Here is an 11914-nt window from a genome sequence, read left to right on the forward strand (position 1 = left end):
TAAAGTTATAAATTTAAAACGAGTATTTATTTTAGTTGCTTAATTTTTAAAAATCAAATTTATACGTGATACCCGCTAAAGCTTGAAAACCTTGAGTATTAAAGTTAGCAAATTGCTGATAATTACTATTTAATAAATTATTTAATTTTATAAACGAAGAAAATTTATCATTAAAATGATAACCGCCATTAATGCTAGCGTTTAAAAAAGCATCTATAGTTTTAATTGTTTTTGTGTTTGAAGGAAATGGATTGTTGTAATTTAGATCTTTTCGATTACTAACGAACATGATATTCGTGTCTAAAAACCATTTTTTATTTTTATACCTTATCGATGTATTGGTTTCTAAGGTAGGTAAATTCCATGCTTCTACTTCATTTTCTAACTTGTAAATTGCATAGTTTGCTTTTGATTGAAATGATAAGCTTTTAGAGTAATTGTATTCTAATTCAAACAGAAAAGAGGTTGTATTTACATTGTCGTAAACCACTTTAAAAGAGTTTCCGTATTCGTATCCTCTTAAAGAATTACCCATAAAATCTTGATTGTTACCCATGTCTTTTGATATGTTTTTTATAAAAAGTGGTTTGTCTTCTTCTATCTTATAAGTTGCTTTAAAATTAAAATCAATTTTATCGTTTATTTTTCCTTGTAGCCCTAGGTTTGTATTTATCTTTTCGAATGTTTGGGTAATTAAAAGAGTTGGTGAAATAAAAGGGTTGTCTAAAGAAAAATGATGGTACTTGTTTGTATGTAAATTCCCATAAATACTTCCGTAAATAGAGACGTATTTGTCGATTAAATTTGTTTTAAAAGTAACGTCTGGCACCAAATAGGTTGTTGTTGCATTTTTTTCATCATCCATAGCCACTAAAACTTTAAAGCCAGTTTTAATTTTTAAATTTTTAAGTTCTAATAAATAGCTTGGGTTTATGCTTAATGTAAAGGTTGCGTAATCTATCGAATTTAAATTTAAATAATTGTTTTTAAAGTTTCCATTCAAATATTCTACACTATTTTTTACTGATAAATTGTTTAAACTATTGCTAATAAAATCTAAAGGGAAATCTATTTTAGAATCAAATTTTATATGATATTCTGCACTGTTGTACCGATCAGAAAAATGTGTAGCACTTATGTTTGTATAATCAATATAAGAGTCTTTAAATTTTAGTTGCCCAAATAAATTAATAGCATTGTAATATTGGTTTTCAGTAATATTATTTATTATTTCTTTAGAATAGTTATTGTTTTGTAAACCATGCCAGTTGTAATTGTTTTTATCAAAATTTATACTAGTTATCCAATCAAAATAGCGTTCATGTTGTTTGTAGAATACAGTGGTTTTAAGATTAGAGAAATCACTATTTAATTCAGAATTTTTTATGTTATCATAAGAGGCTGTATATTTTATGTTTACGCCAAATTCATTTTTAAAACGGTTACTATTAGACAGGTAAGTTTCTAAATAAGGGCTATTGTAATTGCCATAACCAAGTGCCAAGTAATTTTTGTAAATACGCTCTTTAATACCCACATTAATTCCTTTTAAAGTACCACTTTTAGGTATAAAAGTAGAAGCCACTGGAGCAGAAAAAATGGTGTATTTTAATTTTTTTCTTTTAGTACTTTCTAGTACTTCTAATTTAGGTGCTTTGGTAATTTTTTTTACATCAGCAATTTTAGGATTGTACTTAGTTATTACTGTTACAACTTCTGTTTTTACAGTATCTTTTATTGGTTCTTGTTTTTGAGCACTTAAATTCTTTAAAATAAAAAACAATACTATAAATAGACCTTTCTTTTTAATCATTTTTATCGTTTTTAAGGTTGTCTTTATTTATGTTTTCTTCTGATGTTGGCATTACAGAGTTATTTCTTTTTGCTTCTTCTTTTTTAATTTTTGCCAATTCGTTTTCTGCTTCTTTAATTATTTCTTCAAATTCTTTAAAATTCTTAATAATGTTTTCAAAAATAAAAGTTGCTTGATAAGGGTCTTTTAAGCCATTGTAATTTTTACCCATTATAATATAACTTTTAATAGCCCAATTTTTATAAGAAGAGTAGTCGGCAATTAATTGTTGGATTATTTTATTAGATTCTTCATAGTTGCTATTTTTATTTTTAAAGTAAGCGCTATAATAGAGTGCTTCTGCCTTTAATACTCCAGTAGCACTTTTTTCTAGTTCGCTATAATATTTTTTAGCTGTATCATCATCTTTTATTTCAATAGCAGCTTTTGCAATTATAATTTTTGCATCGTTTTCTAATTTCTGACTTATTTTATCTTTTAGAAGTATCTTTTTTGCGTATTCAATTGCTAATTCAAAAGCCTCTGTTTTAAAATACCCATTCATCAAATTGCTTTGCGCGAATAAAATATTTTCTATTTCATAGGCTTCTTGTTCAAGTCGGTCTAAGTAATGAATTGCATTGTTGTAATCATTTTTGCCTAAATATATTTCAGAAATTTTACTAAGAGATTCTTCGCTATATTCGTTTTGTTCTTGCTCTAAAATAATTTCATAAAATTGAATTGATTTATCTATTTCACCTTGTTTGTAATATAAATCCGCCAAATAATAATTTGCTTTTATTTTATGAATTCCTTTCGGAAAGTCTATTAAATATTTTAAAATACTGTTGGTAGCCTCTTTGTTATTATTAGCTTTTACATATTTTTTTTCAGCAATTTTAAAACTAGTATTGTCTATATCGGTATTGGTAATGTTAATAAATTTCAAATTAGATGTCCAACTAATATATTCGTTTAAGTCTCCCTTTTCAATATAAATATTTCTTGCATTGGCAACAGCTTCAAAAGCTTCTGGCGCATTAGGAAATTTACTAGTAATTGTTTTAAACCTTTGTAAAGCCTCTTCATTTTTATTATCATTATAATATAAAAGACCTTGTCTAACTAGTGCTTTAGGTATAAAAACACTTTTAGAATGCTCTTCTATTAGTTGATTATATGCTTTGTGGGCTTTATCTTGTTGTTTGGTTTTTGTATAAGTTATCGCTAAGTTATACAGTGCGTCATCTAATAAATTTGAGTTTTTGTTTTGAGTTATTAAGTTTGTTAGCGTTTTTATTTTTAAATCATTTTCATTTAAAAAACCATAACTCATAGCTACTTGAAATTGGGCATAATCAACATTTAAATCTCCTTTATCTACAATCTCTTTATATAGCTTTAAAGCATTGTTGTATTCTCTAGTAGCAAAATAACTATCTCCTATTCTTATTTTAGCATCTTCTTGTAAGTTTATTTCAGTATTTGGTGCTTTTAAAAATAGATTAAAGGCCTCTATGGAGTTTTTATATTGTTTTAATTGAAAGTAATTATAACCAATTGCATATTGGATGTTATTATAATTAGTTGCAGCATTTTTTGGTATTAATTTACTTAAAGAAATGTATTTATTTAATGATTCTTTATAGTCATTTAATCTATAATAGGTTTCAGCTTCCCAGTAAGATGCCTGTAATGCAATAGTATCATTAATTGCTAATTTACTTTTTGCAAATAAATTGTTGGCTTCAATTAGTTTTTTAGCATTAAATAAATCAAAGGCTTTGTATAAAGAAATTTCTAAAATAGCTTCTTTATTTTGTTTTGGTTTTTTTGATAAAAAATCAATTGCTTCTTGGTATTTCTGTTGATGAATGTATGAGGCAATTATCAGTTTATTTATCTCATCATAAGCTGTAGATTTTGGATAGGTTTTTAAATAGTCTTTAAGAACCACCGGTACGCTTTTAAAAGGATTGCCAATTTCATAGCTAAGTTTTGCGTAGTTAAGAGCAGCATCTTCTTTAATTTGAGGCCTAAAACTCATTTCAGAGGCTGTTTTAAAAGCATTTAATGCAGCAGATTTTTGCTCTAATTTAAGATAGCATTCCCCTAAATGATAGTAGGCGTTTTGAGCAACAAAATTTTGTTCATCTATAATTTTATTAAAGTAATTTATAGCGTTTTTAAAATCATTTTGTTTGTAATAAGCATATCCTAATTGATAAAAATCTACATTATTCCATTTCTCATTTTTACCAGTATACTTCTTTAGATACGGTATTGCGTCACCATATTTTTCTAAATTGAAATAGCTTTCGCCAATAATTTTATAAATTTCAGATTTATCTTTTTCTTGAACGGTTTTAATTAATTCTTTACCAACAGTGATGCAGTGTTTAAATTTGCCTGCTTTAAAACTAATATCTAACAGATAATAAGAAATTTCTGCTTTATACGTTTCACTATCTTCAATTTCTTTTAGCGTAGAAGCGGCAATGCCATAATCTTCTAGTTTGTAGGCAATAAATCCGTAGTAATATCGAGCATCATTTCCGTATTTAGGATCATTTATTAAAACAAGAAAATGATTCTTTGCTAAAACATAATTTTTAGTAGCTAAATATGCATAGCCCATCTTAAAGTTTATTTCTTTTATAAATTCTTTTTCTATTGTTTCTTTATCAATTTTTAAATACCATTTTAATGCATATGCTGGCTTTTTATTACCAAAATAATAGTTAGCTATCGTATAAATAAGTCTGTTGTTTTTTGAGCTATTCGGGTTATTTTGAATAAAGTTTACTACTATTTTATCAGCATTAATATCTTTTGTATGAATAGCGCACAAGGCATTATAATAGGAGATGTTTTCTTGAAGTTGGGTATTGCTATTTGAGCTTTTTTCTAGAGCAGTAAAAATTTTCTGTGCTGCAGAATATGCCTTGTTATTGTACAAGTTTAAAGCTTCGCTAAAATGATTAGTTAAGCTAGAAGTCGTTTGCTGAGCAATACAAAACGAGGTACTTATTATAAGTATAAAAGCAGTTAAATATTTTTTTAAAAAATTAAACTTCATACAAGTGAGTTGGTTATTTTAATAAATAACGAATATTTTTTTAATTTGTTTGAAGGGGAACTAAAAATAAGACCGTTTTTTATCAAAAGTAACAATTGTTTACAATTCATAGTATAAAAAGCGTAAGAAATTTTTAAGTTTGTAAAAATAAGTTTTTGTATGAGTAATATGGTTTTACATTTGGACAAAGCAGCTATTTATCAAAGAGATAGTTTAGTATTATCAGATGTTAATTTATCAATAGAAAAAGGAGAGTTTTACTATTTAATAGGAAAAACAGGTAGTGGTAAAAGTAGCTTAATGAAAACGCTTTATGGCGATTTAAAACTGCAAAAAGGAAACGGAAGCATTGTTTCTTTTGATTTAAAAAAATTGAAAGAAAAAGAAATTCCTTTTTTAAGAAGAAAAATAGGGATTGTTTTTCAAGATTTTAAGTTGTTGAGTGATAGAACCGTTTCTGAAAATTTAGAATTTGTTTTAAAGGCAACTGGTTGGAAAGACAAAGCCAAGATGAAAGAAAAAATTAATGAGGTTTTAGACAAAGTAGGAATGAAGTCTAAATACTTTAAAAAAACCTATGAACTTTCTGGTGGCGAGCAACAAAGAATAGCAATTGCACGTGCTTTACTAAACGATCCAGAGCTAATTTTGGCAGATGAACCTACCGGAAATTTAGATCCGAAGACATCTTTAGAAGTGATGGAGCTTTTAAACGAAATTCATAAAAGTGGTAAAACCATATTGATGGCCACACATGATTATCAGTTAATTGTTAAGTTTAAACAAAGAACCTTAAAATGCGAGGGTGGTGCACTTTTTGAAGTAACACAGAAAGCGACCTCTTAGTTTTTAAATGAATTATTATTGAAACGAAAAAAGAAAATTTTTGTAGCTGTAACAAATGATGTGTCTACAGATTATAGGGTGCACAAAGTTTGTAGTTACCTTATTGAAAAAGGTTTTCTTGTTATCGTTTACGGTAGAGTTTTACCAAATACAATATCTGTAAAAAGACCCTATAGCATTATTTTAAAAAAACATTTTTTTAATCATAATTTTTTATTCTACGCAGAGTATAACATTCGTTTATTTTTTTTCATTTTATTTAAAAAGTATAGCTACATCTTATCTAACGATTTAGATACTTTGCCAGCTTGTTTTTTTGCAAGTAAAATTAAAAATATAGACTTGGTGTATGATAGTCATGAGCTTTTTTCTGAAGGACCTGAATTACAAGGAAGAAAATTTGTGCAAAACTTTTGGCGTAAAGCAGAAAGTTTTTTTCTTCCCAAAATAAGTAAGTCTTTTACCGTTAGCAAATCAATAGCAGATTTCTATGATAAAAAGTATCAAAACAAAATGGCCGTCATTAGAAATGTACCATTAAAAAACGTCCCTTTTCAATTTAAAGAGGTTCGCTTTCCTACAAAAAATAGAACTATTTTATATCAAGGCGTTTTAAATCCTGGTAGAGGAATTAAACCGATGATTAAAGCATTGAATTTTATTGGTAATTTAGATTTAGTGATCATTGGTTATGGTAAGGTAGAAAATGAATTAAAAGAATTTGTAATTAAAGAAAAAATGAGTGAAAGAGTTCATTTTTTAGGAAGAATAGATAGAGATCTTTTGGTTAATTACACTAAAAAAGCAACTTTAGGAATGGTTCTAGAAGAGCCATTAGGTCTTAGTTTTACGTATTCATTGCCCAATAAGTTGTTCGATTTTATACATGCTGAAATTCCAATAATAGCAGGTAATTTACCCGAAATTACATCAATAATAAACCAGTATAAAGTTGGTGTAACAATAGAGAATTATTCACCAGAAAAAATTGCAGAAAAAATTAATGAAGTTTTAGAAAATAAAATTCTCACAAAAGAAATCAAAGAACATCAAAAAATAGCAAAAGATGTTTTATGTTGGGAAAAAGAGGCAAATAAATTAGATACATATTTTAAATAAAAAATTATCAATACTAAACTAACCATCATTATTCCTGTTTTTAATAACCTTAACGGGTTAAAAGAAACAATACAAAGTATTCAAAATCAAATTTTTACTAATTTTGAAGTTTGGGTAATAGATGGCGGGTCTAATTTAGAAACACAAACGTATTTAAAATCATTAGTAGCGCCATTTTATTTTATTTCAGAAAAAGATAAAGGTATTTATGATGCAATGAATAAAGGTATCTTAAAATCTCAAGGTGAATGGTTGTATTTTTTAGGAAGTGGAGATCTTTTAGAAAATCCGTATGTTTTAGAGAGTGTTTTTTCGAAAGTAGCTACCACAAAAAGTTCTTTAATTTCTGGTAAAGTAATTTATCAAGGAGAGACAAGTCCTTTTATTTATAACAAAACTAAAGTGGTTAAAAAACCTATCTGGAATTTTTCTATTTGGTTACGAAACGGACTTCATCACCAGGGTACTTTTTACAAAAAGGAACTTTTTACCAATACAAAATACAGTCTTAAATATCCAATTTTTTCAGATTATTGGTTTCATCTTTTGTTGTTTAAAAATGACTATAAATGTTTAATAATTGATTTCTTAATAGCAAAATGTAATTCTGATGGTATTTCTAAAAAAGGAGATTTAGCTACTTACAAAGAAGAAGTTGTCTTAAAAACAGCATTGACCAATACGGTTATGTATCCTTTTTTTTATATTTTAGTTTTTATTAAATTTTCTTTAAGAAAAATTTTGAATGGTTAAATCAAGAAAAGAAATTGCAACATTAATAGTAGAAAAGTTATTGTCCCGAAAAGAGGACCTTAAAAAGCAATTTTCTGAAACTAAAAATGAAGTTGGTTTTTTTGTTATTGACAATCTGTTGCCAGATGAATTTGTTTTAGAAATTTATAAAACATTTCCATCCATAGGCAATACCATTAAAAGAAAAAGTTTAAGAGAATATAAGTTTACCGCATTTCAAATGAACCATTATAATGCTTTATTAGAGGAGGTTATTTATGCTTTTCAAGATAAAAAAGTTATTGATTTAGTTGCTGAAATTTGTAATCTAGAAGCTGTTTTTGCTGATGAAAATTTATATGCAGGAGGACTTTCTTTAATGGGTAAGAATAATTTTCTGAATCCACATTTAGATAATTCACATGATAAAGACCGTAATAGATGGCGTGTTTTAAATTTACTGTATTATGTTACCCCTAATTGGCAAAATACGCATGGTGGTAATTTAGAGATTTGGCCTAAAGGTTTAAAAAATAATCCCATATCAATAATTAGTAAATTTAACAGATTGGTTGTAATGACAACGCATCAAAAATCTTGGCATTCTGTTAGTAAAGTTTTAAAGGAGGATGTTCGTTGTTGTATTTCTAACTATTATTTTTCTGATACTCCTTTGTTGGCTTCAGATACTTTTCATGTTACCACTTTTAGAGGTAGGCCAGAAGAAAAGATAAAAGATTTTATGTTGCAAGTAGATAATACAGTAAGATCTGGTTTGCGAAAGTTTTTTAAAAAGGGAGTTAGAGAAAACCCTCACCAATATAAAAAATAGCTATTGAGAGCTAATTTGAAACAAAAGGTGAATGCATTTATTTTAATAAATGAAATCTTTTTTAATTATTGTTTTGTGTAAGTTTTTAAATAGAGGATAAAATTTTATTTCAGGTACTTTTTAGAGACAGCACTAAATTTTTTAAAGCCCATGTTTTTTTCTAATTCTAACAAACAAGAATAGCTTTCTTGTAATTTGTCTTTATCATTTTTAGAAAAACAGAGTCTTACTTTTGTTAGGTAATAGAAAAGGGCAATGTAATCTGTGTAAGCCAGTTCTATTTTGTCTAATTCTACTAATTCTAAACTGCTTTTTGCGGCCTTTAAATTCCCTTTGTAAATATGAACATTTGCCATACCTATTAAAAAATTTGCATCTGTGCTTTTAGAGCTCCAACGATCGGTATCAAATATTTCTTCGTAAAAATTTTCTAATAATTCATTTAAAAACTCGAATTCTTCTTTGACTACTAAAGATGGAAATATTTCAATTAACAAAATGGCTGGTTTGGTCTTTTTAACAGCTTCTAAAATTTCATTTTTTAAAGAATCATCAAGTTTGTCAGTAAATAGTATTTTATATCCATAAAATCTACCTCTAAGAACGGGGTGTAATTCATGGTTAACTTTAGGAAGTTTTATTTCAATATGTTTGTATTCTTTATTAGAGTAATATTTTTGATAAAACTCCATCAACTCACAAAATAAAATATCAGAGTTACTTTTAGTTACTTTTTTTATCAATTTTATTACTTGAATATAGTAGCCATTTAGATTTCTATAATCAATAAAGTAAAAAGGAATCGTTATTCTAAAGCTATCATAAATAATTAACTCTTTATATATCTCTAAAATATTTTTTTCAGACAATTTATAAAACCCATAAGAACATATGATTGCAAATTTTAATAAATTTCCAACCTTTATTTTCTTGTAATTAAAGTTTTGAAAGAAAATGTGTAATGAAGTTATTTTCTTTTCATCAATTAAATAATATACATAGTTAGAGACGGCAATAATATTATTGTTGTTTTTTAAAGCTGTATTTATAAAATGCATGTCTTCTAAATTTAAAACATGGTCATTTAGTTGTAAGCGTAATACTTTCATGTAAATATACCATTCATCAAATACCTCTTTGTTGTTTAAATAACTAGAATAATTGTTGAAATTTAAATAGTTAGAAAGGGTGTTGAGTGTTTTTTGAGAAGGTTTAGTGTTTGGTAAAAAACCAAAAAGCCTCCTTAATGTATTAAATGAAATATCTTTATTGGTAGCAGCTGCTATTTCTTCTTTTAAATATTTAAGATCACTTACTTTATTAATAGTTATTTTAGATTTTTTTTGAAGATCAATTAAAAGTTGCGAGTTTTCATTTAGCATTTGAATGTTTTTGAAGGGAGTTTTAAAGTAACATACCTATTTTAATATCAAAAAATAATGTTCTTCTAAATTAAGCCTTTTTAGTTAAAATACAAGTAATCTTATCTAGAAACCTAAAGTATTGGTAAAATATAGAATGCAATTTATAGCTTATTCCTAATTCAAAATAAAAATTACCGTTTTGTCTATCAACGCAAATAATAAACCCTCACAAGTACTATTTTATTAGGGTTTGGTGGATTTTTTTATGTCTTGCAAATAAGTTTTTATATAGTAAGATATAACAAAATGAAACAAGTAAAGTTTTGAGATGCCAAAGTGTAACGACTTAGTGATAATTTTGCGTAGTTGAAGGAGGTAAGGTTGTAAATAAGTCTTACGCATTTTTTAATTCTTTTCTCATACTTATTTTTACTTATCAATTTCAATCAATTTTGTTTACTATAATAAACATTTATATAATTTTTATTATATTTGTGTATTATAATAAACAACTTATGATTGATTTTGTTACAATTAAGGAGGTGAAGTTAAAATTAGGAGTGCTTTGTAAAAGTAAAAGACAAGGTTATAATATGTCTCAAGAAGATCTTAGTGAAGCTATTGGTTTGTCTAGGTATACTATTCAAAAGTTTGAAAATGGTAAGAACGCAACACTAGATACTGTTTTAAAAATAGCGAATCACTTTGACTTATTAAAGTCCTTAAAAAAAGGAATTGATAAAACAATTGAAGACGAAAATAATATTTCATTATACTAATAACTATGGCTAGAGAAAAGATAATAGATATCGTTGCATTTGGTGTAGAGATCGGTAAATTAGGAGTTGATTTAGATCAAGGAAAATCTTTTTTTCAATACAATCCTGATTTTTTAGATTCCAATCAATTTTCAAATTTATTCCCTTTTGTTTTTAAAAGAATAAAACCAGCACAGGTATTTTCAGAATTTCAAATTGATACTTTTCAAGGATTACCACCAATGATAGCAGATTCTTTACCAGATACGTTTGGTAATATTATATTTCAAGAATGGTTAACTGCAAGAGGTATAACAAAAGTAACTCCACTAGAGCAATTAGCTTATGTTGCAGATCGTGGAATGGGTGCGTTAGAATATAAACCCATAAAAGAATTACCCAATACATCTAAAGTTAATATAGATGAAGTGATTACTATTTTAGAAAAAGTACTAAAGCTTAAAAAAGATACTAAAGGAGAAAATTTAAGCGAATTAGCATTATTAAACGTTTTCAAAATTGGAACATCTGCAGGTGGAGCAAGACCTAAAATTTTAGTTTCTGAGCATAAAGAAACAGGAGAAATAATTGCTGGAGATAGAGAGATTAGTGAGCACTATAATCATTATTTGGTAAAATTACATATTGATGATACTGACGGTTATAATAAGGAAAAAGTAGAATACGTATATTACTTGCTAGCTAAAGAAGCAGGTATAGATATGATGCCTTCTAAATTAATAGATGATAAACATTTTGCAACATTAAGATATGATAGGCAAAATGGAGAAAAACAACACGTACTTACAGTAACTGGTTTAACAGGTTGGGATTTTAAAAGTCAGCCAGAAAAGTCTTCTTATGAGAATGTGTTTAAAGTAGCTTTAAGTTTAGGTGTTCCGCATAAAGATTTACAACAATTATTTAAACGTATGGTGTTTAATCTAATTTTTAGAAATGTAGATGATCATTTAAAAAATCATAGTTTTATATATCACAAAGAAAGTAATAGTTGGAATTTATGTCCTGCGTACGATGTAACTTTTGCTTTAAATCCTTTGTTAACTTTTAAAACAATAGCAAGAGCACTCTCTATTAACGGTAAGCGATCAGGAATTAAACTAAAAGACTTATTAGTAATTGCTGATACATTTTCTATCAAAAACCCTAAAGGTGTAATAGGAGAGGTGCAAGCACTTATTCCTAGATGGATGAAGATTGCAAAAGAGCTAAATATACAAACGCATATAATTACTTCAATTGAAAAAGAGATTAAACTTTTGTAAAACCAACTTAACGAAATGAAACAAGCAAAGATTTGAGATAAAGAAGTATAACGACTTAGTGAGAATTTTGCATAGCTGAAGCAGGTAAGGTTGGTAAAATGCT

Annotated in this window: 9 protein-coding genes; 6 read left to right on the forward strand and 3 right to left on the reverse strand. The window is 26.9% G+C overall.

What is annotated here, in order from left to right; translation table 11 throughout:
- Window positions 1-46: 46 nt before the first annotated feature.
- Window positions 47-1813: a hypothetical protein gene (locus Q0678_RS06010; RefSeq protein WP_299055329.1), complete on the reverse strand. Its 1767-nt coding sequence runs from the start codon at window positions 1811-1813 to the stop codon at window positions 47-49.
- A complete protein-coding gene (locus Q0678_RS06015) occupies window positions 1806-4874 on the reverse strand; it encodes a tetratricopeptide repeat protein (RefSeq protein ID WP_299055332.1) in 3069 nt (1022 codons plus the stop codon). Before Q0678_RS06015 ends, Q0678_RS06010 begins: the two co-directional genes overlap by 8 nt.
- A gap of 159 nt (window positions 4875-5033) precedes the next feature.
- Here Q0678_RS06015 and Q0678_RS06020 point away from each other — a divergent pair, with 159 nt between their 5' ends.
- Genes Q0678_RS06020 through Q0678_RS06035 form a run of 4 tightly spaced genes read left to right on the forward strand, consistent with a single transcriptional unit; the run spans window position 5034 to window position 8403 of the window.
- Complete coding sequence (locus Q0678_RS06020; RefSeq protein ID WP_299055334.1) at window positions 5034-5720, forward strand: cell division ATP-binding protein FtsE; 687 nt, start codon at window positions 5034-5036, stop codon at window positions 5718-5720.
- Window positions 5721-5738: 18 nt separating this feature from the next.
- Window positions 5739-6839: a glycosyltransferase gene (locus Q0678_RS06025; protein WP_299055336.1), complete on the forward strand. Its 1101-nt coding sequence runs from the start codon at window positions 5739-5741 to the stop codon at window positions 6837-6839.
- Window positions 6840-6869: 30 nt separating this feature from the next.
- Window positions 6870-7592, forward strand: a complete 723-nt coding sequence (locus Q0678_RS06030) for a glycosyltransferase (protein ID WP_299055808.1) — start codon at window positions 6870-6872, stop codon at window positions 7590-7592.
- Complete coding sequence (locus Q0678_RS06035) at window positions 7585-8403, forward strand: 2OG-Fe(II) oxygenase (protein ID WP_299055338.1); 819 nt, start codon at window positions 7585-7587, stop codon at window positions 8401-8403. Before Q0678_RS06030 ends, Q0678_RS06035 begins: the two co-directional genes overlap by 8 nt.
- Before the next feature lie 104 nt (window positions 8404-8507).
- Here Q0678_RS06035 and Q0678_RS06040 read toward each other — a convergent pair whose 3' ends face one another.
- On the reverse strand, window positions 8508-9785 hold the full coding sequence (locus Q0678_RS06040) for a hypothetical protein (protein WP_299055340.1): 1278 nt from the start codon (window positions 9783-9785) through the stop codon (window positions 8508-8510).
- Window positions 9786-10282: 497 nt separating this feature from the next.
- Here Q0678_RS06040 and Q0678_RS06045 point away from each other — a divergent pair, with 497 nt between their 5' ends.
- Both Q0678_RS06045 and Q0678_RS06050 read left to right on the forward strand, forming a co-directional pair.
- Window positions 10283-10546 carry a helix-turn-helix transcriptional regulator gene (locus tag Q0678_RS06045; RefSeq protein ID WP_299055342.1) on the forward strand — a complete coding sequence of 88 codons (264 nt, stop codon included), beginning with the start codon at window positions 10283-10285 and terminating at the stop codon, window positions 10544-10546.
- 5 nt (window positions 10547-10551) lie between these two features.
- Entirely contained in the window at window positions 10552-11811 is a 1260-nt protein-coding gene (locus Q0678_RS06050) for a type II toxin-antitoxin system HipA family toxin (RefSeq protein WP_299055344.1), read from the forward strand.
- The last annotated feature ends 103 nt before the right edge of the window (window positions 11812-11914 follow it).

It is taken from the genome of uncultured Polaribacter sp. (assembly GCF_947497125.1).
Lineage (GTDB): Bacteria > Bacteroidota > Bacteroidia > Flavobacteriales > Flavobacteriaceae > Polaribacter.